Consider the following 26,265-nt stretch of genomic DNA (forward strand, 5'->3'; position numbering starts at 1 on the left):
AACCGGTCAGCGCTCGAAGCTGACGAACTCGATGCGGTCCGCCCGGGACGTCGTGATCCGGGTGCGCGGCACCATGGCGAGCGCCACTCCGAGCGCGAGCGTCGAGATGGACGTCGAGAAGTAGGGGGCGAAGAGAGAGTCCCAGAACACCTGGATCGCGAGGAAGATCATGAGTCCGCTCGCTCGGCGCTTGGCCACCTGGCCCGCCGTACCGAGTCCGATCACCAGAAGCATCACCAGCAGGGTCGCGGCGCCGAAGATACCGAAGCGGATCCAGAGGTCGCCGAGCATCGAGTGGACCTCGAACCCGTTTCCGAACATGTACTTCTCGACGTAACCGTTGTTGGGATCGTAATTGAGGCGAGCCATGCCCGTCTTCGCGATCACGAGATCAGTCCCGTTCGCGAGCGTCCCCGACCCGAGTCCGAGGGGATTGGCTGCGATGAGCTCTGTGGAGGCACCCAGCTCCGGGCGACCACCGAGCAGCAATGAGCCTGACTGGGCGATCTGCTCCTCGGAACGGACGGCGGCAGCCTTGCCGAACCAGCCCTCGAGGATGAAGGCCTGGAGCGCGGCGTAGCCGATGACGGCTGTGAACCCGAACACGGCCAGAGTGCGCACTGTGTTCGAGCTCTTCGTCAGCCGCGCGCTGACCGCCTGCCACGCGACGAGTGCGGCCGCGACCAGGAGCATGGATCCGGCCGACCGCGAGTCATTCAGCGCGGAGACCACGGCGAGGAGGAGCAGCGCCCCCGCCTCGAGCCAGGGCTTGCGACTCAGCATGCACAGCGCGAGCACGATCACCGTGGCGGGCACCGAGAGATCGAACTTCCAGACGTTGTCCATGTTGAGTCCGTGCAGGACCACTCCGGCCAGGAGGCCGAAGCCGTACCAGAGAGCGGTGGCCGCTGAGCCGATGAGGCTGCGCACCCAGACGAGCACACCGATGCCGCCGATCAGGCTGACGAGCGACAGGCTGTTCTGCTGTAGGAGCGAGTCGCTCGTGGGGTGGTCGACCGCGAAGAAGTCGGTGAGTACCATCCCGCTGACGATCGAGAGCGCGCCGAGGGTCATGATCGCCGAACCGCCACGGAGACGCCACAGCGCCACGGCCCACACCGGGAGCAGGAGGATGCTCAGCAGGATCCCTGCGGTCACCCCCTGGAGGAGCGTGATCCGAGCGGCGAGGATGACGCAGACGAGCGCGGCGATGATCTTCATGATGCGGGTTCATCCGGCGGGGTGGGCACGCCCATCAGGCGATCGCGATGTCGAGCGATGTAGACGGCGAAGGGGATGACCTGGAAGACGAGGACCGACGCGGCGTTCGCGATCACGGGACCACCCGCTCCGAGCGCGGGCGTGATGCTGAGGGCGAGCACGATCGTGGAGATCGTCATGAGTGCGACCGGGATCATCTGGAAGCGGATCCCGGCCTCATCCATGAGGAACATCCCCAGCGGGTACAGTGCCGCCTGGCAGACGACCATCAGGCCGAATGCGATCACCGTGGCGCTTGAGACGTCGAGCGATCCGTCCGTGATGAAGTCGAAGAGCCAGGGGGAGAAGGCCCAGACGAGAGCGCACATCACAGCGGCACCCGCCGCGAAGACGGCCGAGATCAGATACGGGCCGCGCGTGAGCGTTCCCCGGGCGCGAGACCGCGTGAACAGGGGCCAGAGCGCGAGACCACCGGCGGCGATCACTCCGTTGATCGCGAAGAACACCTGTCCCACGGCGCCGTACTCCGCGACCTCCTGCGTCGTTCCGGACTGAGCGAGGATGTAGCGGAGCAGGGCGACCGAGAGTGGGGCGGAGATCAGCTGCACCAGCATCGGCCAGCCGATGTGCATGACCCGCACGCCGGGGGCGCGGCGAGGCCGGGGGATGTCGCGAAGCGCGGCGCCGACCAAAGGACGGAGCGCGCCGAACGCGACGCCGAAGCCGACGCCGGCGACGACGATCCCCGAGAGCATCGACGACAGAGCCAGGAACGTCGCGGCGGAGGGAGGCGCGAAAGACACCAGCACCCAGACGAGCAGGAGGTTGAGGGGCCCCTGTGCGGCCTGGATCAGGATGATCCAGTGGTTCTTGTGGAGACCGAGCAGAACCCGCTGCCAGATGCCGAGCGGGATGCCGGCGCAGAAGATCGTCAGAGAGACGAACGCCGCGAGGTCTGCGCCCGGGATGCTCCCGGCCTCGCCGAGGACGACTCGCCACGCCCCGCTGAGGTAGAGGATCGCGTTGACGACCATCCCCGTGCCGGCGAATCCGACCATGATGCGTCCGACGGTGGTGAGCTGCGCTCGGATCGTGCGGTCCTCACGCGGTGAGTCGCTGATGGCGATGCTGTTGACCAGCACCGCCCCCGAACCCAGATCGGAGAAGGAGATCAGGCCGGGGAGCGACGCCACGAGCGTGTACAGCGCGTAATACTCCACCCCGGCGCCGCCCATGATCAGGCGGACGGTCATAACGCCGCACACCAGGGAGATGGCCATCGAGGCGGCCCTGGCGAGCAGCGAGAGGAGAACGCTCATTCGTCCGACGCGCTGCCGGCTTTCGCCTGGGCGCGCGTGCTCTTCTGCTTGGGTGCACGCAAGCGTCGCCTGGAGGGTGCGTCGGGAGCGTAGTACGGGCTGCTTTCGTTGCGCTTCACGGCATTGAGCACGATTCCGACGACGTCCTTGCGCGTCGACTTGAGGGTCGCGAGGACGGCGGAGATCTGCTTGCGCCGAGTCCGACCCGATCGCGCGACCACGAGGACGCCGTCGGCGAGGTCGGCGAGCCACAGCGCGTCGGAGACGACGAGCGCGGGCGCGCTGTCGATGATGACGTACTCGTACTTGTCGCGGGCCTCGTCGACGAGGTCGCGCAGGCGGTGCGAGGTGATCAGCTGGCCGGGGTTGGGCGCTGTCGCTCCACCCGCCACGACGTCGATCTTCATCGACTCGGAGCGCTGCACGGCCTCTTCGAAGGTGACATCACCGACGAGGATCGAGGTGACCCCCACGGATCCCTCGAGCTGCAGGGCATTCGCGACCGAGGATCGACGCAGATCCGCGTCGATCACGACCACCTTGTGCCCGGACTCGGCGAGCGCGGCGGCGAGCCCGATGCTGACAGACGACTTGCCCTCGTGAGGCGCCGACGAGGTCATCATCACCACTCGGAGATCACGGTCGACGGCGACATACTTGAGGTTCGCCGCGAGCGCTCGGAACGACTCCGCCGAGCGGCTGTCCTTGCTGCGCAGCATCGTGGAGAGGATCGTGTAGTTGCGTCGCCAGGCGACGATCTCACCGATGACGGGAGCATCCGTGATGGCGGTGATGTCCGCGCTATCGGTGAGCCGGGTTCCGAGTACACGACGGAACAGCGCATACGCGACGCTGAGTCCGAACCCGATCGCCGCGCCGATCATCGCGAACAGCCGAGTGTTCGGGGCGATGGGAGCCTGCGGCATCCGGGCGGGTGCGATCGTCTCGAGGCGCACGGCCGGTTGGCCTTCCGCGTCGCTGGGGGAGACGTCCGCCACCGCGTCGATGAGCGAGTCGGTGATGGCCGCCGCAGTCTCCTGGGAGCGTTCCTTGTCGGTGTCCGTGACGGAGATCTCGATCACGACCGTGTTGAGGGTGTTCACGACGGCCACGCGGTTGGCGAGCTGAGTAGCTGTCTCCTCGAGTCCGAGGTCTTCGATGACGGGGGTGAGCACGAGGGGCGACGAGGCGAGGACCGCGTAGGTCTGCACCAGGCTCTGCACGTAGCTCGATCCCTGTACGAGTTCGTTGGTGCTGTCACCGCGCTGCGGGATGACCATCACCGCGGCCGTCGAGCTGTATTCGGACGGAAGGGTGCGCGAGTAGCCGAATGCCGCACCGGCGCCGATCACCGTGAGCGCGACGATGACGATCCACTGCCGACGCAGGGCATCGATGTAGTCCTGCAGTGTCATGATCTTCCCTCTCCCCCGTGCGAGCGTTCGTCTTCCGAGAACGGAATGCTCACCGAGGCCCATTCTCCCCTGTTCAGGACCGTGAATCCGCCCTGAACCCATGAATTCTGCGCGCCATCGCACTGTCGACCGCGGTGGCCACCCTGTGGTGATAGCCGGTCACCGAATGCCGGGCCGAGGCGGTGGCCGCGGCGACCGGAGCATCGCGCACCACATCCGACCAGCTCCGCTCGAGATCTTCGACGGCTCCGGCGATCGCGGCGGGGTCGCCCGGGGCCACCACTCGGGAGGTCGGGTAGTCCGAGACCGCCTCGCGAAGACCGCTGATGTCGCTCGCGATGATCGCCCGCTGGGCGAGCACCGCCTCCACGGCGGTGTTGCCGAAGGACTCGTCGGTGCGCGACGGGACGACCATCACATCGCACGCCGCAAGATGCGGCCAGACGTCGACGTCGTATCCGTGCATCGTGACGGATTCCGTCAGCCCCGAGGCGATGATCTGCTGCTCGAGCTCGGCTGCGTACCACTCGTAGCCCCGGAAGACGTCACCGATGATCTCGAGCCGAGCATCCCGGCCGCCCGCGCGGAGCAGGGCGAGAGCGGCGATCACCGCGTCGGGTGCCTTGCGCGGCGAGAGGCGGCCCACGTAGCCGAGGCGGATGCCGTTCATATTCGCCCGCGGAGCCGACACATCGGAAGGCCCCGGGATGGGATTCAGGATCACTCTGATCTTCTGGCCGAGCAGCGGAAGCGATCGCCGCATGAGGTCGGCGGTGAAGCGGCTGTTGGCGACGACGACGTGCGCCCACAGCTGGGGGATGTAGAGGAAGGCCCGCAGCGCCCAGGGAGAGGCGGACTCCGCCTCGTGCACATGCGTGACCGTCGCCACGCGTCTGAGTCGCAGGAGCACGGGCCACTGAGGGAGGATCACGGTGCTCACGTACGCCGCATCGGGGCGCAGGCGAGTGACCAGCCGCCACGAGCCGATGAAGCCGCTGACAGCGGATCCGATGAGCCGTGGCCATCGTCGAGGGTGCAGCAGCTGTTTACGGAGCACGAACATGGGGGAGACGATCACCCGCACTCCCCGCTCTTCGAGCGCGCTGACGAGGGGGCCCGACTCAGGCAGCGCGGCGATGACGTCGTGTCCCGCCGACACCAGACCCGTGGCCGATTCCAGTGTCACGCGATCTGCGCCGTAGAGTTCAGCGCCGGGATGCACGATGAGCACGAGCACGGTGACCCCCGTTCCCTTCGTCAGACATCCCGCCGAGGACGGCGCAGGTGTCGTGTGAGATCATTCTTACCGTGTCGACGTGGTCGACAGGTAGCCGTCGGGTTCTGGGGATCCGACGACGGAGACTGGGGATGGTGATCGAGATGGCTGAGAGCGTCTTGTTCGTATGCGCGCAGAACGTCTGCCGTTCGCCGCTGATGGCGGCTGTGTTCCGGCACACGCTGCGCGCCGAGGGCGAACTCGGACTGGAGTCTCCCACCTGGGAGGTGGACTCGGTCGGCACGCAGGCGTCGGAGGGAAGGCGGGCGTGCCGAGTGGCGGTCGAGGTCGAGCCCGAAGCCGCATCGCACCGTTCGGTCAGGCTCGAAGCGGATGCGCTCGATGCGGCGGACCTCGTCATCGCGGCGTCTCTCGAAGAGCGCTCGTTGATCGCGCGGCTCCGACCGAGCGCTCGGACGCGTACGTTCACTCTGCGCGAGGCGCTCCGGCTCGGCGACGAACGCACGTCCGCGTCATCGCTGGCCGAGTACGCGACGGTTCTGGATTCTCGGCGCGGGACACTGGACCTGCCGACTCCGTCACGTCGATTCCTGCGTCGAGAATCGCCGAGCCCTCTCGACATCGTCGATGTGCACCAGTTCGGTATGAGGGCGCATCGGAAGGGGCTGGAGGCGGCCGCCGTGGATACGAGGCTGCTCGCCTCGCGACTCCGGAAAGAGCTCGCCCCTCGCTCCTGACCCGCAGAATACGGGGCCGGGCTCACCACTCCTCCGCGCGACGACGGGCCTTCCGCGCCAGGCGATGGATGGACTTCTTCGCCGCGAGAGATCGCGCGAGGTTCTCGTAGGCATCGGCGACGTCGTCCCAGCGGAACGCATCGCGCGCACGCTCCTGCGCTCGCGTGCCCGCCGCGCGGGTTCCTGAGGCATCGGATTCGGCCGACTCGAAGGAGGCGGCGACATCGTCGACGCTCGTGAAGAACCAGCCGTCGTCGGCGAGCACCTCGCGATTGAAGGGCACATCGAAGGCGATCACCGCGGTCGCGGCGCCCATGGCGCGCAGCAGCGACGGGTTCGTGCCGCCGACCGAGTGGCCATGGTCGTACGTGAGAGCGTGGAAGTACAGAGCGTCGAGGAGCTCCTGGTCGTACACCCCGCCGACCAGCCGGATGCGGTCATCGCCGGCAGCGGCATCATGGATGCTCTGCGTGTAGTCGCTGCTGTAGGGAGCTGAGCCCACGACGACGAGCGGAAGCGCGGCCGTGCTGCGGCGATAACCCTCGACGATCTCTCGCACGTGGTTCTCGGGCTCGAAGCGCGCGACGACGAGATGGTAGCCGCCCGGCGCGAGTCCGAGTTCCTCGATGCGGCCGTCGGCGACGGCGTCGAGGATCGGTGCGCCGTAGCGGATCATCTCCGTCGGCACCTGGAACTGGTGCGTGTAGTAGTCGGCGATCCCGGGTGCATCGGCGATGAGGGCATCGGCCGTGCGCACCCCGAACTGTTCGGCCCACCGGTAGTAGGCCTTGCCGCGGGGGCCCCACTTGGATCGACGCCACTCGAGCCCGTCCATGTGCAGAGCCGTCGGCACTCTGCGCAGCCGCAGCAACGGCAGGAACGGAGAGTTCGCCGCGTTGAACACGAAGGCGGCGTCAGGACGCCGTCGGGAGATCAGATGGAGTGCGGAGAAGCCGGTGTGGCTCAGCGTCTCGATCTGCTTGACCGGCACCGCGGGCAGATGCACCACGCGCATGCCGAGATACTTCTTCGCGCGACTCTCCGACCCGCGCGTGTACACGACGACGTCGTGTCCACGGTCCGACAGTCGTCGTCCGACCTCTTCCACCGCGGTCTCGAAGCCTCCGTAGGCCGCAGGCACCCCCCGTGTCCCCACCATCGCGATGGTGAGGGCATTCCCCTTGCTCATGAAATCAGTATGCTCCAGCGGGCTGCACCATGACCTTGGCGGTGCGCCACATGATCTGCAGATCGTTCATCACGGACCAGTTCTCGACGTAGCGCAGGTCGAGTCGCACGCTCTCGTCCCACGACAGGTCACTGCGACCGGACACCTGCCACAGGCCCGTGATGCCGGGCTTGATGTACAGGCGGCGGTACACGGTGCCGTCATAGGCGGTGACCTCGCTGGGCAGCGGCGGACGCGGCCCGACGACGCTCATGTCGCCCACGAGCACGTTCCAGAACTGCGGCAGCTCGTCGAGCGAGAGCTTGCGCAGCACCCGGCCGATACGTGTCACGCGCGGGTCGTCCTTCATCTTGAAGAGAAGTCCCGCGCCCTGGTTCTGCTCCTTGAGGGCGGCGAGCTGCTGCTCGGCATCCGTCTTCATGGAGCGGAACTTGACGATCTTGAACGTGCGGCCGTCGCGACCCACGCGCTCCTGGAGGAAGAAGAGAGGTCCCGGCGAGTCGAGCTTCACGAGAAGCGCCAGCAGCGGGGTGATCAGAGCGATCGGGATGAGCGCCACGGCGGCGACGATGATGTCGAGAGCTCGCTTGAGAAGGTGCTGCCCGCCCTCGTAGGTCGGGATCTGCACCTGGATGAGCGGAAGACCCTCGACCGACGAGAAGGAGATGCGCGGGCCGGCGACATCGGTCAGCCGGCTCGACAGCACGAGCTCGGCGGCGGTGCCCTCGAGCTGCCAGCTGAGCTGCTTCACGAAGTCCGGGTTTCCGTCGGGTCGGCTCGCGACGATGATCGTGTCGGCGCCGAGCTCGGTCGCGACGAGCGCGACGGAGTTGACGTTGCCGAGCACGGGGAACGACGCCCCGTCGATCTCGACGTCGCGGGCGTTGCCGTCGAGCAGCGTGGCACCCACGACCTGGTAGCCCGAGGCTCCGATCGGGTGCAGGGTGCGGACGACGTACTCGACGTCGTCTCTGTTGCCGACGACGAGCGTGCGCGAGGCGAAACGCCCGCGCGCACGCTGCGCCGTCAGCCAGTGCCGCCACGCCCAGCGGGTGACGAGCAGGGTGAGTACGCCGAGCGGCAGGCCGACGATGAGCACGAGCTGCATCGTCTGCCAACCGAGCACGACACCGAACATGGCGATGATCCCGAACGCCAGTCCGCTGGCATGCACCACTCCGCGGTACTCGGTGGCGCTGGCACGGAACAGCGCTGCATCACGTGTATGCAGAGCGCTGAGCATGAGGAACCAGAGCGCGGCCAACGGGATGGCGGTGCGCAGGGCCTCTTCCCCTGCGACACCGGTCATCAGCTGAACCGCTGCTGTGATCCCGACGGCGGACAGGATGACCCCAGCATCCGTGATCCGCAGTCGCATCCGATAACGCCGCTCCCACTGACGGCGTCGTTCCAGCGTCGCGGACACGCGCGGCGTGACCGCCGAGTGCGTGACCGGCTTGGCGGCTCGCGGTGTGGCGACCGGCGTGAAGACCGAACCCGCGCGAGTGATGCTCAGAGCATCCTCGACGGAAGTCATGCCGAGGCCTCGTGAGCCGTGTATGTACGCAGAATTCCCCAGTGCGCCATTTTTTCCCCATGTTTTCCCCAGACCAGGGACCCCACGTCCCCAGCATCGTCTGCATCCCGACCCCTCGGGTCCTGCCGCGTCCGTGATCCCACATCACGGGTTGCGATCACCGTCCCACACGGTGTTGCTGGCAGCAGGTACTGCAGACTTCGTTCACTCTAGCGGAACCGGGCGTTCAGGGGAAGGTAATTCACGCGAGTGGACGAACCGGTATTCCAATACTCGTGAATACAGCGCGAGCGTCCTCGATATCCTGACCGCGTGACCACGCCCGCACCGCCCCGCTTCCTCCTGAGCCGCATGCAGCCGCGCGACCCCGCGCAGCCGCATCGCACAGCGAGCACGCTCGAGCTCTTCTTCGATCTCGTGTTCGTCGTCGCGGTGAGCATCGCGTCGGCGCAGCTGCATCATGCGCTGAGTCACGGCGACTTCGTGCACGGCATCACGTCGTACGCGATGGTGTTCTTCGCCGTGTGGTGGGCTTGGATGAACTTCACCTGGTTCGCGACCTCCTTCGACACCGACGACTGGCTCTACCGCGTCACCACGATCGTGCAGATGGGTGGCGTGCTCGTCTTCGCGGCCGGGATCCCCGCGGCGTTCGAGGAGGGCGACTTCACGATCCCGGTGCTCGGGTACATCGTGATGCGCATCGCGATGGTCGCGCAGTGGCTGCGCGCGTCGCGCGGCGCCGGCGAGCTGCGTCCGGCGACCCGCCGCTATGCGCTGGGCATCGCCGCCGTGCAGGTGCTCTGGGTACTGTTCCTGCTCATCCCCTCGGGTCCCGTGCAGATCGCGGCGTTCGTGGTGTTCGCCGTGATAGAGGTGAGCGTGCCGGTCTTCGCGGAGTACCGACGGCAGACCCCGTGGCATCCGCATCACATCACCGAGCGCTACGGTCTCTTCACGTTGATCGTGCTGGGCGAGAGCCTGCTGGCGTCGGCGAACGCGATCATCGACGCCAGTCACGAACTGGAATCGCTGGTGCCGCTGATCTCGATCTCGGTGCTCACCCTCGTCGTGACGGCGTCCCTGTGGTGGGTCTACTTCTGGCCGCCCCACCATCGCGCGATCACGACCTTCGGCCGATCGTTGCGCTACGGCTACACGCACTACTTCGTGTTCGCGGCGGCCGCCGCGTTCTCGGCGGGGATCGAGGTCGAGCTCGACGTGCTGATCGGCGAGAGTCACCTCTCGAACGTCGCGGCCTCGTTCACCGTGACGATCCCGATCGCGGTCTTCCTGCTCGGCATCTGGTGGATCGCGATCCGCGAGAACGCCGACCGCATCGTCAACACGGTGATCCCGGTGGGCGCTGTGCTCGTGCTCCTCGATCCGATCCTGCCGATTCCCGTCGCCATCACCGCCGGTGTGCTGGTCGTGATCGTCGTGATCCTGGTGCTCCGTCCGCCAGTTCCCCAGCGCTCATAGAGTTCGCATAGGCGAGGCATAGCTCGCTGATCGCCCCCTCGGTGACCATGGGTGCAACGACACCCGCCATCCGAGAGGAGCACGATCATGAGCCGCATCCCCGAGCCCGTCCAGACGCCGGAGGGTCCCACCTACGAGGGCCGCCTGCTCGATCGCGTCGACGAGGAGGTCGTCGACCAGGGCGCCGCCTTCGACATCCGCACACTCGTGACGCGTCGAGGAGTGCTGGGGCTCGCCGGTCTCGGCGTCGGGGCCTTCGTGCTCGCCGCCTGCGCCCCGGCGGCGACCGGGACGGCGACGACCGACAGCAGCGGCGATACGGATGCGTCGACCGGCGACTCCGGCACGGACAGCTCGTCGGGGTCCACGGCGACAGCCGACGGCGAGATCCCGGACGAGACCGCGGGTCCCTATCCCGGTGACGGGTCGAACGGGCCCGACGTGCTCGAGGAGTCGGGCATCGTGCGGCAGGACATCACGACCTCGATCGACGGGTCGGCGACGGCCGACGGCATCCCGCTGACCTTCGAGTTCGAGGTGCTCGACATGGCGAACGGCGGCATCCCCTTCGCCGGGGTGGCTGTCTACGCGTGGCACTGCACCGCCGGAGGGGAGTACTCCATGTACTCCTCGGGGCTCGAGGACGTCACGTACCTGCGCGGGGTGCAGGTGGCGGATGCCGACGGCAGGGTCTCGTTCTCGTCGATCTTCCCCGGGTGCTACTCGGGGCGCTGGCCGCACATCCACTTCGAGGTGTACCCCGACGTCGACTCGATCACCGATTCTGCGAACACGATCGCCACCTCGCAGATGGCGCTGCCCGAAGACGCATGCGCCGCGGTGTACGCCGACTCCCGCTACGACGGGTCAGCCCGCAACCTCGCACAGACCAGCCTCGCGAGCGACAACGTCTTCGGCGACGACTCCGCGGCCCTGCAACTTGCCACCATCACGGGCGACGTGACGGCCGGGTACACCGCCACGCTCGTGGTCGGCGTCGACACGACGACCACCCCCACGGCCGGTTCCGCGCCCTCGGGCGGCGATGGCGGACCCGGTGGTCAGCCGCCGGCGAACTGACGCGTCGCGACGGCCGGAACCAGCAGCGAACACCCGCAAGAGATCCCACAGAGAGAAGGAGAGAGAAATGCTGCAGAACCTCACGGGCTGGCACGCCCTGATCATCCTCGCCATCGTCGTCCTGATCTTCGGCGCCGCGAAGCTCCCCGCGCTCGCCAAGAGCGTCGGCCAGTCCATGCGCATCCTCAAGACCGAGGTCGCCGAACCCGTCGCTGAGTCTGTCGCCGCACCCGTCGGCCACCCCGTCGCGGCTCCGACCGCGGCCTCGCACCAGCCGGAGTAGATGATGACCACCCTCGCTCCGACATCCGAAGCGGCCCGGATCTCGACCGGGATGCCGCTGTCGTCGCACCTGCGGGAGGCGCGCGTCCGCGCCGCCCGTGCGGCGGCGGCGCTTCTGGTGGGGGTGGTCATCGGCTACCTCGTCTCCGATCAGGTCATGGATGTTCTGCGGGCGCCGATCGTCGCGCTCGCCGAGTCCCGCGATGCCAGCCTGAACTTCGACAGCATCACGGGCGCGTTCGACCTCAGGATCAAGATCGCCCTCTTCACGGGCGTCGCGCTGTCGAGCCCGGTCTGGATGTACGAGCTCCTCGCCTTCCTCGCACCGGGGCTCGAGCGGCGCGAGAAGAGGTACACCTTCGGATTCCTCGCGGCATCCGTCCCGCTCTTCGTCGCCGGGTGCGTGGCGGGGCTGCTGCTGTTCCCGCGGATGGTCGAACTGCTCGCGGGGTTCGCCTCGACCGAGGACAGCACCCTGCTGCAGGCCTCGTACTATGTCGACTTCGTGCTCAAGATCGTCCTCGCGACCGGACTCGCCTTCGTGCTGCCCGTGTTCCTCGTGGTCCTCAATCTGCTGGGCGTGCTGTCTGCGCGTTCCCTCGCCCGCAGCTGGCGGATCGTGGTCGTCGCGATCGTGCTCTTCAGCGCCACCGTCACGCCGGCGGCCGACGTGCTGTCGATGTTCCTGATCGCGGAGCCCATGACCGTGCTCTTCGCCGCCGCGCTGCTTCTCGCCTGGGTGCACGACCGCCGCCGCGCGCGCCGCGCCTCGGAGTCGTCGGACGCCCCTTCACCGGCCGCAGAACACCGGGAGTGACCACATGTTCGGACTCACGATCGAGAAGCTCTTCGTCGTCGCTCTGCTCGCCACCGTCATCATCGGGCCGCGGCGCCTGCCGGACTACGCGAGCCGTCTCGCCACGCTCGTGCGGCATCTCACGGCGCGGGCGAGTGATGCGGCCCGCCGCGTCGAGCGCGAGACCGGGGTAGCCGCCCTGCGTGACGACTGGGCCGAGCTCGACCCGCGGCAGTACGACCCGCGACGCATCATCCGCGAGGCGTGGGCGGCGAGCAGCACGGCGGGGGCTGTCGTGCCCATCCCGGATGACGACGTCGCATCCGTCGACGCCGACGCCGACGCCGACGCCGACGCCGACGTCGAACGCGAGATCGCAGGGGAGTGGGTGACGGTCGGCTCCTCAGGTCACCCGCGTCGGGTGTGGGTCCCCACCGAGTGACCCGAATGGCTCCACACCGTCTGCTGGCGACATCTGTTAGACTGTATGAGCTACGTGTGACATGGCCTCCCTCCAGGCCGCCGCGTCGCCACTGATCAGGGCCATCACGGACCACGCGCATCGACGCGCGCGATCCGCCCTCGATCTCACATCTTCGCGAGCCGCATCCTGCGTGCCCGCCGCACAGCAATGAGTATCACCATGAGTACGACCACCTTTCCCGCTTCCGATCCGCTGACCTGGAAACAGGCCGACACCGATGTGCACGTCGCGACCCGTGCCGGCGAATTCGCCGGGTTCGTCGAGTTCGACGGCACCACCCACCTCGTCCGCGACCAGCGCGGTCTCGAGCTCGGCACCTTCGCGTCGCTCGACGACGCGCAGGATGCTCTCGAGGGCGCGCACGCCCCCGAGAAGCCGCCGCTGAGCTTCACCTTCACGCTGCCGCGTATGCTCCGGAGGCGTCCGCGGCGAGCCCGCGCCTGACGCCCGCGGAGCCCGCGACCTGAGAGTTGTCAGGGCATCGCGACGTATTCCGCGCACTGCATGCGGGGAGGGTTAGCCTGAGTTAAGCGTTGGGCGATCTGCCTTGGGCTTCCACAGCTCAAGGGCTCCAATCGACAGGAGAGCATCATCTCCATTGCACAGGTCGAAACGACCGCCACGCTCGGACCGGTACGCCAGACGTATTCCGGCAACGCAGAATTCCCTCCCATGGCGCAGGCCTACAAGCAGGTGTCGCAGGTGGTGAAGGAGACCGGCCTCCTCCGTCGCGCCGGATGGTTCTACGTCATGGTCGGCGCCGCTCTTGCGGTCGCCCTCGGTGGCGTGATCACCGGATTCATCCTGCTCGGCGACAGCTGGTTCCAGCTGCTCATGGCCGCAGCACTCGGCATCATCCTCACGCAGGTCGCGTTCCTCGCCCATGAGGCGGCGCACCGCCAGATCCTCTCGTCGGGTCCCGCGAACTTCCGTCTCGCCCGCATCCTCGCCGCCGGTGTCGTCGGCATCAGCTACTCCTGGTGGGACTCGAAGCACACCAAGCACCACGGAAACCCGAACCAGGTGGGCAAGGACCCCGACATCGAGGTCGACACGATCTCGTTCCTCGAGACGGATGCCGCGCAGTCGCGCGGCCTCGTGCGCCTCATCACGCGCAAGCAGGGATGGTTCTTCTTCCCGCTGCTGACGCTCGAGGGTCTCAACCTGCACTACCTCGGCGTCAAGCACCTCGTGACCAGCAAGAAGGCCAAGGGCCGCTGGATCGAGCTGGGCCTCATCGCCCTCCGCTTCGCGATCGTCCTCGTACCGGTGTTCATGATGCTCCCGCTCGGCATGGCATTCGCCTTCATGGGCGTGCAGCTCGCCGTCTTCGGCGTCTATATGGGAGCGTCCTTCGCCCCGAACCACAAGGGCATGCCGATCATCGACCCGAACGCCCGCCTCGACTTCTTCTCGAAGCAGGTGCGCACCTCGCGCAACATCCGCGGCGGATGGTGGGCCACCTGGCTCATGGGCGGTCTCAACTACCAGGTCGAGCACCACCTGTTCCCGAACATGCCCCGCCCGCATCTGTCGAAGGCTCGTGGGATCGTCCGCGACTACTGCGCGTCCAACGACGTGCCCTACACCGAGACCAGCCTCGGCCGGTCATACGCCATCGTCATCGAGTACCTCAATCGTGTCGGCCTCGCCGCCGGTGCCGACCCGTTCGACTGCCCCGCAGTGTCGCAGTTCGGTCGCGCATAGTCACACGCCGCGCCTGAGTCGAAAGGCCCTCATCCTTCGGGATGGGGGCCTTTCGCGCGTTACCCGCGTGCGGCTCGATCTGCACGAGAGGAGAGCAGCCCCAGCTCCAGGGCGAGAGTGACGGCGCGTGTGCGATCCGAGACACCGAGCTTCTCGAAGACATGGAGCAGGTGGGTCTTCACCGTGGCCTCGCCGATGAAGAGGTCACGCGCGATCTCGGGGTTGCTGCGTCCCGCGGCCACGAGCCGCAGCACCTCGAGCTCGCGCGGACTCAGTTGAGGGCGTTCCCGCCGGTCGCCGCGCATGCGGGTGACGAGCGTCGCCGCGATCGCGGGCGCGAGCACGGTGTGTCCTTCGGCGACGGCGCGGATGCCGGCCACGATCTCCTCCTGCGGCGCCGCCTTGAGCAGGTAGCCGCTGGCTCCCGCCTCGATCGCGCCGAGGATGTCGTCGTCCGTCTCATAGGTCGTGAGCACCAGCACCCGCACGGCGGGGTGCTCCGCCACGATGCGGGCGGTCGCCTCGATGCCCGAGAAGCCGGGCATCCGGAGATCCATCAGCACCACATCGGGCTGCACCCGCGCGGCGAGTGCCACGGCCTCCGCGCCGTCGGACGCCTCCCCGACGACGTCGAGTCCGGGATCCAGGGCCAGCAGACCGACGATGCCGGAGCGGACGATGGGATGGTCGTCGGCGACGATCACGCGGATCATGGAGCGCTCTCCTTCTCTCGGACGAGCGGTATGCGCACCGTCAGGTCGGTCCCGCGGGAATCGCTGTCCGTGACGGTCAGTGTGCCGCCGACGAGGGCGACGCGTTCCCGCATGCCGGCGAGGCCGAAGCCACGGTCGTCGTCGATCGACACGCCTCCGAGGCCTCGCCCGTCGTCGCGGATGCGGAGCTCTGCGGCATCCGCCGTCAGGAGCGTGATGCGGGCCGCAGCCGCTTCGGAGTGCTTGCGGACGTTCGCGAGCCCCTCCTGGGCGCACCGCAGCAGCACGACCTGCACGTCGCGGGCGAGCGTGGCATCGGAGGCTGCGACCTCGACGCGCATCCCCGTCTCGCGGGCGAACCGCTCGCCGAGGCGGCGCAGGGCATCGCCGAGCGAATCGGCGGACGGAGCCGGCGAGGTCACCGCGACCAGTGCCCGGGCCTCGAGCAGCGCCTCGCGCGCGGCATCCTCGATCAGTCCGACCGCAGCGGGCGACCCGTCGAGACGCGCCCGCTCGGCGAGCATGACGATGCTCGTCAGACTCTGCGCGATCGTGTCGTGCACGTCGCGCGCCAGCCGAGCCCGTTCCTCCATCGCCCCGGCCTCGCGGCTGGCGGTCTCGAGGCCCGCCTGCGCAGCCGTGAGCTCGGCGAGCAGGGTCTGGCGCTCGGTGCCCCATTCCGCGATGCGCGTGATCCACAGACCGAGCGCCAGGCTGAACGCCGTCGACAGGCCCGCGGTGAGAAAGCCGCCCGCGAAGGCCTCGGCGACCCACCCGCCCCACGCGGCATAGGCGAGCGCGAGGACGATGCCGTTGCCGATGGTCACCAGGATCGCCTGGAGGGTCGACCGGGAGGTCATCCAGATGAGGGGCAGGACGAGCGTCTGCAGAAGCAGCATGTTCGGCTCGAGCACCACTCCCGCCGCGAGCAGCGTGATCAGCAGCACCTGGATCGTCGCGGAGCCGGCGGGCGACGGGTCTTCGATGCCGTCACTGATGCCGACGTAGGGACGCGCGCCGAGGGCGTAGACGAGGAAGACGCCGACCGCGATCCCGATCAGAACCCATCGGGATCCCGCGAAGCTCTCGGGGAGTGAGAGCGAGAGGCCGCCCACCGCGAGCACCAGCACGGTCGCGGCGATGTCCCACCCCCACCGCTCCTTGCGGATTCCACGCGTCATGCCGACACTCGTCCCGTCATCCGTCGCGCCGGATCCACCGGAAGGTCGCGCGACTCAGGATGATCCCGACGATCAACCAGATGCCCAGCACGATCGCCACCATACCGAGCGCCCATTCCCCTCCGGGTTCGACCGCCTTGAACGAGTCGGGCAGGATCGCCGAGCGCATGCCCTGGGCGATCCACTTGAGGGGGAACACCGAGGCCACGTTCTGCAGCCACTCGGGCAGCGACGTGAAGGCGATGTAGACGCCCGAGATGAACTGCAGCAGCAGGACCACCGGGATGACGACCGCTGACGCCGTCTTGCCCGATCGCGGCACCGCCGAGAGGGCGACGCCGAGCAGCGTGCATGTCAGCAGGCCCAGCACGAACACCCAGGCGAAGCGGCCCCAGGCGTGGACATCGGTGGGCAGCTCGACGCGGTACAGGACCACCGCGACGACGAGCAGCAGAGCGATCTGCAGGATCGCCGTGACGAAGACCTCGCCGATCTTGCCGATGAAGTACGTGACGGGCGAGATCGGAGTGCTGCCCAGGCGCTTGAGCGTGCCGTCGCTCTTCTCGACGGCGATCTCGATCGACAGGCCCTGGACGCCCGAGAGGAAGATGCCTCCCGCGATCAGGCCGGGCAGGTAGTACGTCGCCATGCTGATCGTGTCCGGTCCGCCGCCGATGTCGCCGGTGAAGATCGTCGCGAAGATCAGGTACATGACCGTCGGGAACAGGAAGGTGAAGAAGACCTGGTCTCCGGCGCGGAAGTACTGCCGCAGCTCGAAGCCGATGCGGCGCACGCCGAGACGGATCGTTCGCGACAGGCCGAAGCGGGCGGGTGCGGTCGTGGTGGTCATGCCGGCTCCGTGACGTCGGTGAGTGCGGCGGCGCCATGCGCCCGGATGAGTCCGAGATAGATGTCCTCGAGGGTGGGCCGCACGATCTCCAGGCCCTGTGGTTCGCCCGCATCCCGGTGGAGCTCGGCGACGACCGCCCCGGGGGTGCTCGTGCGCCGCTCCTGCACCGCACCGGCCGCATCGATCCAGCGGACCACGGGCGTCCGGGCCTCGGGGCCGCCGATCTCGTCGATCTCGCCGATCGCGGCGATGCGCCCGCCGACGATGACGGCCGCGCGGTCGCCGAGCTGCGCTGCCTCGTCGAGGTAGTGGGTGGTGAGCAGGATGCTGGTGCCTTCGGCCTTGAGCGACCGGATCAGCTCCCAGAACTGGCGCCGTGCCTCGGGATCGAAGCCCGTCGTCGGCTCGTCGAGGAACAGCAGCTCGGGACGACCGATGATGCCCAGCGCGACGTCGAGCCGTCGCTGCTGCCCGCCCGAGAGCTTGCCGGCGCGGGAACGCTGCTTCTGCTCGAGCCCCACCGCCGCGATGACCTCGTCGATGTCCCTGGGGTTCGGGTAGTAGCCGGCGAACTCGGTCAGCAGCTCCCGCACCGTGAAGGTGCCCGCCTCGCCGGTCGACTGCAGCACGATGCCGAGCCGGGCCTTCCAGTCCAGTCCACCGCGCTGCGGATCGATCCCGAGCACCCGCACCTCACCGGAGGTGCGGTGCCGATAGCCCTCGAGGATCTCGATGGTCGTCGACTTGCCCGCGCCGTTGGGGCCGAGCAGGGCGAACGTCTCACCCCTGCGGATGTCGAAGCTGATGCCGTCGACCGCGGTGAACCCGCCGTAGTCCTTGCGGAGGTCGCGGACCTCGATCACGCTGTCTGTCATGTCTCCAGCGTGCCCTCCGCGGCGCGCGGGCGGTAGCCGTGGAGCGGATGATCTCCGCATCCACCGATCGGTTGAGGGTCAGCGCGAGTTCTTGCCGTCGGCCTCGACGACCTCGATCGTGATCTTGCCGTCGATCGTGGCGGCGTCGTCGTCGAGCAGTTCGTCATCGAGAGCCTCGTCGCCGCGGAACTCCTCGACTCGCGCGTCGGTGTCGTACTCGTCATCCGACTCGTCGACGACCTCGGCGTGCACGGTCTCGATGTCGTCGGCGTCGTCGGCGAAGGTTCCGTCGGCGATGACCTCGTCGGCGTCGTCGAGTGCCGCGACCGAGGATCCGGCGGCGGCGGCCGAGCCGGAGGCCGCGGAGGGCGCCGTGTCGCTGAAGATGCCGTCCGGGCGGATCAGCTCGCGCACCTCGGCCATGAAGCTGGCGAGCTGCTGCTGCTGCCAGCGCAGCTGGCGGGCCTGGTCCTCGGCGTCGCGAAGCACCTGCGAGGTGTGCGAGGTGACGGAGTCGACGATCTTCTGCGACTTCACGCGCGCGCGGTCGAGCGTGTCGCGGGCACGCACCTGGGCATCCGCCTCGATGGTCTGCGCCTGCGAACGCATCAGGCGCTCGTAGTCATCGGCCTTGCCCGAGATGCGCTGCGCGTGCTCGAGCGATGCGGTGACCTGTTCGTTGGCGTCGGCGGTGATGCGCTCGGCGTGTGCGACGGCCTGGTTGTGCAGCACCAGGAACTCCTGCTGCGCGTCGTCCTGCCGGCGGGTGAGGGTCTCTTCGAACTCGAGCACGCGGGCGTTCATCTCGCGCACCTCGCGCTCGGCATCGGTCCGCAGCTGGGTCGTCTCGCGCGTGACGAGCGAGCGGAGCGCGGCGGCGCCCTTCTCGGCCTCGGTGCGGATGGCGGTGGCCTCCTGCGTGGCCTGGTGCACCTTCTCGGCGGCGTGCGCGGCCTCGCGCTCGATCGTCGCCTCATGCGCGGTGTATTCGGTGTCGATCTTCAGGCGGATCTGGTCGGCATCGTGCTGGGCCTGGGCGATGATGCGCGTGACATCGGCGTCGGCCTCGGCGCGCTGCGTGGTGACCTCTTCGCGGGCGGCTGCCATCAGGCGGTCGGCCTGCACGGCGGCGTTCTGGATCAGGACGTTGGCCTGATCCTCGGCGACGCGGAGGATCGTCTCGAACTGCTCGCGCGAGGGGGCGTCCTGGCCGTCGGCACGCGGGGTGTCGACGAGCTCGTTGGTGAGCGTCAGCACCTGCTGCTCGGTCTCGGCGGCCTTCGCCTTGATCGTGGTCAGCTCGGCCTCGAGCTCTTCGCGGGCCGCGCGCTCCTCGTCGCGGATCGACTCGAGCGTGTCTTCGTGCGCGGCCTCGGCCGCGGCGAGATCGGCCTTCGCCTGCTGCAGCTGGTTGCGCAGCGCGCTCAGGGCGGAGTCGACCTCGGCCTTGTCGTAGCCGCGGAACGAGGCGGTGAAGCCCGCCTGCTCGCGCGGGGTCTCTTCGATCAGCTTGTCGAAGAAGTCGGGCGTGCGATCGTTCGAGGGAGATTCGCTCATGGGTCAGCCTTTCCGGCGCAGGTCACAGACACGGAAACTGTGAGGAGAAGTGATGCCGTCAGGATCCGATCGCGGGCACGGATCGGTGGTCGTCGGCACACGACAGCCTAGTTGCGTCAGGCGGAGTTCGCTCGCCCGGATTCGCTCGTGACGACGATGCCCTCGGCCGTCGCGCGCGCGGTGACGAGCTTTCGCAGCTCGTTCCAGAACGCCGCGCCCTGTGGCATGCCGAGATACTCGCGGGAGTGCGCGACCTGCAACCGTGTGACCGAGCCGTCGGAGACGAGAACGACGGTCGCATCGTCGGGTTCGACGAAGCGGATGCCGTAGCCGCCGTCGCCGAGGATCGTGAACTCACGCGGGCGCTGCAGCACGATCGCATCGACCAGCTCGCGGACGACGGGCTCGGGTGCCCGGAGGACGATCGTCGTCTCGAGGTCGCGAAGTGACTCGGCCCGGCGCGACTCAGCGATGCGGTGCTCTTCTCTCTCGCCCGCCGACGTCGTCGAGCGCCGTACCCATCGCGGCAGGAAGATCGCGAGCACGATCACCGCGACGATCAGCACGATGAAGATGAGCGGGTTGTCCACCGTTACAACCTAGGCCGTCGGGCTCGGGCTCGCGCTCAGCCCAGCAGCACCATGATGAGCACGAGCACCGGCAGGCACCCGACCGTGGTGAGGAACACCGTGTCGCGCGAGATGGTCTCGCCGATGTCGTAGCGCTGAGAGTAGTTGAAGACGTTCTGTGCGGTCGGAAGGGCGGCGAGCACCACCACGATCAGCACCTCGGCGGGGGAGAGGCCGAACACGAACTCGGCGACGACCCAGGCGATCAGCGGCATCGCGATGAGCTTCAGCATGCTCGCGACGATCACATCGCGGCGTCGCCCGGCGGCTCCCAGCACGCGCTGGCCGTGCAGCGAGATGCCGTAGCTGATCAGCAGCACGGGCACCGCGGCATCGGCGATGAGCTGCGCCGGCTGCATCACGATCTCGGGCACGGAGATGTCGAACACCGACACGAGCGTGCCGAGCACGGACCCGATGATGATCGGATTCGTCGCGGTGCGCACGAGCGTCTTGCGCAGGGATCCCCGGTCGCTCGTGACGGCATCGAGGATCGTGAGCGAGATGGGCGTGAACACCAGCAGCTGCATCAGTACGACGGGCGCGGGGTAGGCAGCGCTGCCGAGCAGGTAGAGCGACAGCGGGATGCCGATGTTGTTCGAGTTGACCTGGCCGGCCGACAGTGCACCGATCAGGGTCTCGCCGGTCGAACGCTTCCACCACAGTCGGGCGATCAGGGAATGGATCAGGATCACCGCGACCGCCGCGATCGCCGAAACCGGGAGCAGGGCGGAGAACAGCATCTTCGCGTCGGCGTGCGCGAGCACCGTGAACAGCAGGAACGGCGACAGGACGAAGAAGATCAGACGGCCGAGCACATGGCGGGCATGCGGGCCCAGCAGGTCGATGCGCCCGATGACGTAGCCCAGGATGATCGCGACTCCGACGACGGCGAATCCGGTGAGAGTTTCGAGCACCCTTCGAGGTTATCCCCCTAGCAACCTGAGGGCCGCGAGTCAACGGTCGAGCCCTCATCGACGCCCGCGAGTCATCCGCCGTACGCTGAGAGCACGTCGAGCCGCCTTGCGCCGCTCTCCGTCGGTCGAACCAGACGTCGTCCTCGGGTTCTCTCGGTCTCGGGCACGCAGATGGGGGTGGGCGCGCCTGCGTGCCTTCTCAACACGACTGCTCCGGTCCCCCTGTTCGGGCATGGGGGACCGGAACCACATCCTTCTGCGTCTGTGCTGTGCGTCCGCGCCTGACAGCAGCCGTCAGGTCGACGCGCGGATCACCAGGCGAGTCGGGAGCACGATCGGCGCGCCCGACAGCTCGCTTCCCGCCGCGGCGCCGGCGAGGGCGTCGACGGCCGCTGCGGCCATCTCGCGGATGGGCTGGCGCACGGTCGTCAATGCGGGGGTGAGCCATCGCGCACCGCGGAGGTCGTCGAACCCGACGACGAGCACGTCGTCGGGGATCCGCCGTCCGGTCGCGGCAGCCGCCGCATAGACGCCGGCGGCCAGCTCGTCGGAGCACGCGAACACGCCCAGGCGTTCGCCGGGGGCCAGATCGCGCAGCAGCGGGATCATGGCGTCCCGTGCCTGAGCCCTGCGCCACCCGGCCTGCACGACGGTGATGGCGGCGGCGGGGAGGGCGGCGCGCAGACCCTCGCGGAATCCCGCGTGTCTGGTGCGTCCGTACCGATAGCGGGGCCGGCCGAGCAGCACGGCGAAGCTCGTCGCACCGCACTCGACGAGGTGCACAGCGGCGGAGCGTCCGCCCTCGTGATCGGTCGTCTGCACGCTCGTGAGTCCCCGCGGGGAGTCGGATCGCGGGTCCATGAGCACGACCGGGATCGACGCGTCGGCCAGGGAGCTCAGCTGCGCCGCGGTGGGGGAGATCAAGCCGAGCACGACGCCCGCGGACCCCCGACGGCGGATGCGCAGCGGCCAGTCGTCGTCGGGGGTGTCGCGCTCCTCGGTGAGGACGAGATCGTATCCCGCGTCGGCGGCCGCGGTGCGTGCGCCCGCCGTGACCTCGTCGGAGTAGTCGTCGCCGTACGAGCCCAGCACGAGGTCGAGCAGTCGCGCCGATCCGAGAGGGCGGCCGCCGGCCGACGGCTCACGGACGTAACCGACCTCGCGCGCGGCGACGTGCACGCGGCGCCGGGTGGCCGAGGCGAGATCTCCCCGGCCCGTCAGGGCACGGGATGCCGTCGCGATGCTCACCCCGGCGGCGTCGGCCACGGTGGCGAGAGTCGCACGCCGCGGCGTCGTGGATCCGTCGACAGGGGGCATCGCACCACTCTCGCTCAGTGCGCGGTTTTGCGCAAACTTCTCGACGTCGAAGTCCTCGAATGGCATCGTCGAGGTCAGGAGAGTGAGATGACGACGACGACACCACCACTGCGGATCGCGATGATCGGCACCGGCTTCATGGGGCGGATGCACTCGCAGGCCTGGAACACCGCCCCGCGATTCTTCGGGCTGCCGCTTGCGCCGCAGCTCACGCTGCTGGTCGGGCGCCGCCCCGACGCGACTGCGGAGGCCGCAGCGCGCTGGGGGTGGGCGGATCACTCGCTCGACTGGCGCGAGGCCGTCGGCCGCGACGACATCGATGTGATCGACATCTGCACCCCGGGAGACACCCACGAGGAGATCGCCCTCGCGGCGCTCGCCGCAGGCAAGCACGTGCTGTGTGAGAAGCCCCTCGCCAACACGGTGGCCGAGGCCCAGCGAATGACGGCGGCCGCCCGCACGGCATCCGAGCGGACCGGCGCCGTCGCGATGTGCGGCTTCAGCTATCGGCGCACGCCCGCGCTCGCCCTCGCCCGGCAGCTGATCGAGGAGGGCCGGATCGGTGAGATCCGTCACGTGCGCGCGCAGTACCTGCAGGACTGGCTGAGTGATCCTGACTCTCCGCACACCTGGCGCCTCGACCGCGATCGGGCAGGAACAGGGGCTCTCGGCGACATCGGTGCGCACAGCATCGACACGGCGCAGTGGCTTGCGGGCCAGCGGATCACGGCGGTCTCGGCCGCGCTGCGGACCTTCGTCGATTCGCGTCCCCGGCGCTCGAGCGTCGAGGGACTCGGGGGCAGCGCCGACGATGCGTCGGACCGGCTGCCCGTCACGGTCGACGACGCCGCGGCATTCACCGCTCGATTCGACGGCGGAGCCTTGGGAGTGTTCGAGGCCACGCGCATGGCCACCGGACGCCGCAACGCCAACCGTATCGAGATCAACGGCGACCGCGGGTCGATCGCGTTCGACTTCGAGCGCATGAACGAGCTCGAGGTGTACGACGCGGCTGCCGACGCAGCCCAGGGCTTCCGACGCGTGCAGGTCACCGAAGCGCAGCATCCGTACGCCGGTGCGTGGTGGCCCGCGGGGCACGGGCTCGGCTATGAGCACCTCTTCACGCACCAGGCCGTCGACGTCGTGCGGGCCGTGGCCGGCGAGCCCACGGGAACTCCGGGATTCGCCGAAGCCGCCCAGGTGCAGCGGGTGCTCGCGGCCGTCGAGAGCAGCGCCGAGCATGACAGCATCCGCACCGCTGTGAAACCTGATCCGATCGAAGGAGATCTCCGATGACACGCACTGCTCTCGTCGTCCGAGGCGGCTGGGACGGGCATCACCCCGTCGAAGCGACAGAACTGTTCCTGCCCTTCCTCCGTGAGAACGGCTTCGACGTCTCTGTGGAAGACGACCCCGAGGTGTACGCCGACACGGCCCGTATGGCGGAGGTCGACCTCGTGGTGCAGTCGGTCACGATGTCGCAGTGCTCGAACGAGGCCGTGCGCGGGCTGCGCGACGCGGTGGCCGCCGGCACGGGACTCGCGGGCTGGCACGGCGGAATCGCCGACTCGTTCCGCGCGAGTTCCGACTACCTGCAGCTCGTGGGCGGACAGTTCGCGACCCACCCGTCGAAGCACCCCGACCTGGTCGTCGGCGATCAGACCGACAACTACCTGGAGCACACCGTCGAGATCTCCGAGCTCGGGCGCACCCACGAGATCACGCGAGGCATCGAGGACTTCACTCTCACCACGGAGCAGTACTGGGTACTGCACGACGATCTGATCGACGTGCTCGCGACCACCACGCATCCCGTGCAGCCCTACCACCCGTGGCATCGGCCCATCGTGTCGCCCGCGATCTGGACGAGGGACTGGGGCCAGGGGCGGGTGTTCGTCTCGACGCCGGGGCACAGTATCGACGTCCTGCAGCACGCCGACGTGCGCACGATCATCGAGCGGGGGATGCTGTGGGCGGCGCGGTGACCGGCGTCGGCATCGTCGGCCTCGGCGTCATCTCCGAGCAGTACCTCTCGACTCTGCTGGCGGCACCCGCCGTACGAATCGTCGCGGTCGCCGACCTCGATGCCGACCGCGCCAGGGCGGTGGCCGACCGCATCCCGGGATGCCGTGCTCTCTCGTCCGCACAGCTGTTCGAGGACCCCGACGTCGACGTCGTGCTGAACCTCACCGTTCCCGGCGCGCACGCCGAGGTCGCGCTCGCCGCGATCGCCCGGGGCAAGGCCGTCTACGGCGAGAAGCCACTCGCCGCGACCTTCGACGAAGCGAGGGCGGTCATGGATGCCGCGGACGCCGCCGGCGTGCGCATCGGAGCGGCACCGGACACGGTGCTCGGCACAGGTCTGCAGACGGCGCGCGCCGCGATCGACGGCGGGGCGATCGGCAGCCCGACATCCGCCGCGGCGATGTGGGTATCCGCGGGGCATGAGGCGTGGCATCCGCATCCGGATTTCTATTACCGCGTGGGCGGCGGCCCGCTGCTCGACATGGGGCCGTACTACGTGACGGCGCTGGTACAGCTGCTCGGCCCCGTCGAGGCGGTGTCGGGCGCCGCATCGCGGTCGCGAGACGAGCGCGTCATCGGGTCGGGGCCGCGAGCGGGAGAGTCCATCCCGGTCGAGGTCGACACGCATCTCACCGGCATCCTGCACCATCGCTCGGGCGCGATCTCGACAGTCACCATGAGCTTCGACGGAGTGCGCTCCGTGGCATCGCCGATCGAGGTGCACGGCACCGAGGGGTCTCTCGTGGTGCCCGACCCCAACGGCTTCGCCGGCGAGGTGCGCGTGCATCCGCGCGGTGGCGAGTGGAGCGCGCTCGAGCCCTCGGCGGGATTCAAGGACTCCGGGCGGGGAGTCGGTCTGATCGACTTCGCGAGGGGCGAGGCCCGCGCCGACGGTGCGATGGCCTTGCACGTGCTCGAGGTGATGACGGCGCTCGCGACGTCCGCGCGCTCAGGTCGGCGCGAATCGCTCTCGACGACGGTCTCGAGGCCGCCGCTCGTGCCGCTGACCGCCGCGGACGTGTGGCGGGCGGGCGTAGCCTGAGGGCATGACCACCTCCGCCCGCACGACTCTCGAGGTCGCCGACTGGCGCCGTCGCGTCTTCGCCCTGTACTCCGCGGTGCGGCACGCCGATTCTCCTGAAGAGGCGCACGAGCTCTGGCGCATCGAGCGCGATGAGCTTCTGCTGCACCACCCGGCGACGCCGCTGCTGGCCGACGATCGGGTGATGTTCGAGGGGCTGCCGATCGCCTCGTACGATCCGGCCTGGCGCTTCGAGCTGCCGATCCTCGACGCGGAGCCCGGGGGATTCGACTTCGCGACCGGTACAGACGGGGTGGTGCCCTTCGAGCGGATCGGCAGGGTCGAGATCCCCGACACGGGCATGCTCGACGTGTGGCGGCTCACGACCTATGGCGGAGGTCTGTTCATCCCGCTGCGCGATTCGCTGGCGGGGAAGCCCGGCGGCACCTACGGCGGAGGGCGCTACCTGATCGACACGATCAAGGGGGCGGACCTCGGATCCGACGCGCGTCGCGGCACGATCGTGCTCGACTTCAACTTCGCCTACAACCCCTCGTGCGCCTACGACCCGGCCTGGGCATGCCCGCTCGCGCAGTCGGGAAACGTGCTCGACGTGGCGGTGCCGGTCGGAGAGCTCTACGGCGCGTGAGCGTCCGGCTGCGGCCCGCGTGACGACGCCCGGGCGCGCCGCGAC

Annotated in this window: 26 protein-coding genes; 12 read left to right on the forward strand and 14 right to left on the reverse strand. The window is 68.6% G+C overall.

Features of this window, described 5'->3' with window-relative positions; genetic code table 11:
- Positions 1 to 6: 6 nt before the first annotated feature.
- The 4 genes from IXW21_RS02105 to IXW21_RS02120 all read right to left on the reverse strand — a co-directional run bounded on the left by IXW21_RS02105 (position 7) and on the right by IXW21_RS02120 (position 5,192).
- The gene (locus IXW21_RS02105; RefSeq protein ID WP_194762623.1) at positions 7 to 1,221 is read right to left on the reverse strand and encodes a hypothetical protein; all 1,215 of its coding nucleotides are present in this window, start codon (positions 1,219 to 1,221) and stop codon (positions 7 to 9) included.
- On the reverse strand, positions 1,218 to 2,540 hold the full coding sequence (locus tag IXW21_RS02110) for a lipopolysaccharide biosynthesis protein (RefSeq protein WP_194762624.1): 1,323 nt from the start codon (positions 2,538 to 2,540) through the stop codon (positions 1,218 to 1,220). Before IXW21_RS02110 ends, IXW21_RS02105 begins: the two co-directional genes overlap by 4 nt.
- Positions 2,537 to 3,955 carry a polysaccharide biosynthesis tyrosine autokinase gene (locus IXW21_RS02115; RefSeq protein WP_194762625.1) on the reverse strand — a complete coding sequence of 473 codons (1,419 nt, stop codon included), beginning with the start codon at positions 3,953 to 3,955 and terminating at the stop codon, positions 2,537 to 2,539. The genes IXW21_RS02110 and IXW21_RS02115 overlap by 4 nt, the downstream gene beginning before the upstream one ends.
- A 73-nt stretch (positions 3,956 to 4,028) precedes the next feature.
- Positions 4,029 to 5,192 (reverse strand): glycosyltransferase, encoded by a 1,164-nt coding sequence (locus tag IXW21_RS02120; protein WP_194762626.1) that lies wholly within the window; start codon positions 5,190 to 5,192, stop codon positions 4,029 to 4,031.
- 143 nt (positions 5,193 to 5,335) lie between these two features.
- Between IXW21_RS02120 and IXW21_RS02125 the strand changes: the two genes are divergently transcribed.
- Entirely contained in the window at positions 5,336 to 5,929 is a 594-nt protein-coding gene (locus tag IXW21_RS02125) for a hypothetical protein (protein WP_194762627.1), read from the forward strand.
- 22 nt (positions 5,930 to 5,951) lie between these two features.
- Here the strand turns inward: IXW21_RS02125 and IXW21_RS02130 are convergent, their stop codons facing one another.
- Positions 5,952 to 7,118, reverse strand: a complete 1,167-nt coding sequence (locus IXW21_RS02130; protein WP_194762628.1) for a DUF1972 domain-containing protein — start codon at positions 7,116 to 7,118, stop codon at positions 5,952 to 5,954.
- A gap of 4 nt (positions 7,119 to 7,122) precedes the next feature.
- The gene (locus tag IXW21_RS02135; RefSeq protein ID WP_194762629.1) at positions 7,123 to 8,655 is read right to left on the reverse strand and encodes a sugar transferase; all 1,533 of its coding nucleotides are present in this window, start codon (positions 8,653 to 8,655) and stop codon (positions 7,123 to 7,125) included.
- 351 nt (positions 8,656 to 9,006) lie between these two features.
- On the opposite strand from IXW21_RS02135, the gene IXW21_RS02140 reads away from it, so the two are divergent.
- The 7 genes from IXW21_RS02140 (at position 9,007) to IXW21_RS02170 (ending at position 14,486) form a co-directional block, all read left to right on the forward strand.
- Positions 9,007 to 10,137 carry a low temperature requirement protein A gene (locus IXW21_RS02140; protein ID WP_194762902.1) on the forward strand — a complete coding sequence of 377 codons (1,131 nt, stop codon included), beginning with the start codon at positions 9,007 to 9,009 and terminating at the stop codon, positions 10,135 to 10,137.
- Positions 10,138 to 10,224: 87 nt separating this feature from the next.
- Entirely contained in the window at positions 10,225 to 11,217 is a 993-nt protein-coding gene (locus tag IXW21_RS02145) for an intradiol ring-cleavage dioxygenase (RefSeq protein ID WP_194762630.1), read from the forward strand.
- Positions 11,218 to 11,284: 67 nt separating this feature from the next.
- On the forward strand, positions 11,285 to 11,500 hold the full coding sequence (locus tag IXW21_RS02150; RefSeq protein WP_194762631.1) for a twin-arginine translocase TatA/TatE family subunit: 216 nt from the start codon (positions 11,285 to 11,287) through the stop codon (positions 11,498 to 11,500).
- Positions 11,501 to 11,503: 3 nt separating this feature from the next.
- Complete coding sequence (gene tatC, locus IXW21_RS02155; RefSeq protein ID WP_323742137.1) at positions 11,504 to 12,316, forward strand: twin-arginine translocase subunit TatC; 813 nt, start codon at positions 11,504 to 11,506, stop codon at positions 12,314 to 12,316.
- Between the two features lie 4 nt (positions 12,317 to 12,320).
- Positions 12,321 to 12,737, forward strand: coding sequence for a Sec-independent protein translocase subunit TatA/TatB (locus IXW21_RS02160; protein WP_194762632.1), 417 nt, complete (start codon positions 12,321 to 12,323; stop codon positions 12,735 to 12,737).
- A 201-nt stretch (positions 12,738 to 12,938) separates the two neighbouring features.
- Positions 12,939 to 13,223, forward strand: a complete 285-nt coding sequence (locus IXW21_RS02165) for a hypothetical protein (RefSeq protein WP_194762633.1) — start codon at positions 12,939 to 12,941, stop codon at positions 13,221 to 13,223.
- Positions 13,224 to 13,367: 144 nt separating this feature from the next.
- A complete protein-coding gene (locus IXW21_RS02170) occupies positions 13,368 to 14,486 on the forward strand; it encodes a fatty acid desaturase family protein (RefSeq protein ID WP_416361085.1) in 1,119 nt (372 codons plus the stop codon).
- A 59-nt stretch (positions 14,487 to 14,545) separates the two neighbouring features.
- On the opposite strand, the gene IXW21_RS02175 is transcribed toward IXW21_RS02170, so the two are convergent.
- From IXW21_RS02175 to IXW21_RS02210, 8 genes are all read right to left on the reverse strand, one after another.
- On the reverse strand, positions 14,546 to 15,199 hold the full coding sequence (locus tag IXW21_RS02175) for a response regulator (RefSeq protein ID WP_194762635.1): 654 nt from the start codon (positions 15,197 to 15,199) through the stop codon (positions 14,546 to 14,548).
- Positions 15,196 to 16,380, reverse strand: a complete 1,185-nt coding sequence (locus IXW21_RS02180; protein WP_194762636.1) for a sensor histidine kinase — start codon at positions 16,378 to 16,380, stop codon at positions 15,196 to 15,198. The genes IXW21_RS02175 and IXW21_RS02180 overlap by 4 nt, the downstream gene beginning before the upstream one ends.
- A 16-nt stretch (positions 16,381 to 16,396) precedes the next feature.
- Positions 16,397 to 17,230: an ABC transporter permease gene (locus IXW21_RS02185; protein WP_194762637.1), complete on the reverse strand. Its 834-nt coding sequence runs from the start codon at positions 17,228 to 17,230 to the stop codon at positions 16,397 to 16,399.
- The gene (locus tag IXW21_RS02190; protein ID WP_194762638.1) at positions 17,227 to 18,105 is read right to left on the reverse strand and encodes an ABC transporter ATP-binding protein; all 879 of its coding nucleotides are present in this window, start codon (positions 18,103 to 18,105) and stop codon (positions 17,227 to 17,229) included. The genes IXW21_RS02185 and IXW21_RS02190 overlap by 4 nt, the downstream gene beginning before the upstream one ends.
- Before the next feature lie 78 nt (positions 18,106 to 18,183).
- Positions 18,184 to 19,662, reverse strand: a complete 1,479-nt coding sequence (locus tag IXW21_RS02195) for a cell division initiation protein (RefSeq protein ID WP_194762639.1) — start codon at positions 19,660 to 19,662, stop codon at positions 18,184 to 18,186.
- 116 nt (positions 19,663 to 19,778) lie between these two features.
- Positions 19,779 to 20,252: a hypothetical protein gene (locus IXW21_RS02200; RefSeq protein ID WP_194762640.1), complete on the reverse strand. Its 474-nt coding sequence runs from the start codon at positions 20,250 to 20,252 to the stop codon at positions 19,779 to 19,781.
- Between the two features lie 35 nt (positions 20,253 to 20,287).
- On the reverse strand, positions 20,288 to 21,208 hold the full coding sequence (locus IXW21_RS18495) for an AEC family transporter (protein ID WP_194762641.1): 921 nt from the start codon (positions 21,206 to 21,208) through the stop codon (positions 20,288 to 20,290).
- A gap of 294 nt (positions 21,209 to 21,502) precedes the next feature.
- On the reverse strand, positions 21,503 to 22,525 hold the full coding sequence (locus tag IXW21_RS02210; protein ID WP_194762642.1) for a LacI family DNA-binding transcriptional regulator: 1,023 nt from the start codon (positions 22,523 to 22,525) through the stop codon (positions 21,503 to 21,505).
- 87 nt (positions 22,526 to 22,612) lie between these two features.
- Between IXW21_RS02210 and IXW21_RS02215 the strand changes: the two genes are divergently transcribed.
- The 4 genes from IXW21_RS02215 to IXW21_RS02230 are packed head-to-tail and all read left to right on the forward strand — an operon-like array spanning position 22,613 to position 26,220.
- Positions 22,613 to 23,821, forward strand: coding sequence for a Gfo/Idh/MocA family protein (locus IXW21_RS02215; RefSeq protein ID WP_194762643.1), 1,209 nt, complete (start codon positions 22,613 to 22,615; stop codon positions 23,819 to 23,821).
- The gene (locus IXW21_RS02220) at positions 23,818 to 24,510 is read left to right on the forward strand and encodes a ThuA domain-containing protein (RefSeq protein ID WP_194762644.1); all 693 of its coding nucleotides are present in this window, start codon (positions 23,818 to 23,820) and stop codon (positions 24,508 to 24,510) included. The genes IXW21_RS02215 and IXW21_RS02220 overlap by 4 nt, the downstream gene beginning before the upstream one ends.
- Positions 24,507 to 25,592, forward strand: a complete 1,086-nt coding sequence (locus tag IXW21_RS02225) for a Gfo/Idh/MocA family oxidoreductase (RefSeq protein WP_323742138.1) — start codon at positions 24,507 to 24,509, stop codon at positions 25,590 to 25,592. The genes IXW21_RS02220 and IXW21_RS02225 overlap by 4 nt, the downstream gene beginning before the upstream one ends.
- A 4-nt stretch (positions 25,593 to 25,596) precedes the next feature.
- A complete protein-coding gene (locus IXW21_RS02230) occupies positions 25,597 to 26,220 on the forward strand; it encodes a DUF1684 domain-containing protein (RefSeq protein WP_194762646.1) in 624 nt (207 codons plus the stop codon).
- Positions 26,221 to 26,265 lie beyond the last annotated feature (45 nt).

The sequence above is a fragment of the Microbacterium sp. UFMG61 genome, from assembly GCF_015354505.1.
Taxonomy (GTDB): Bacteria; Actinomycetota; Actinomycetes; order Actinomycetales; family Microbacteriaceae; genus Microbacterium.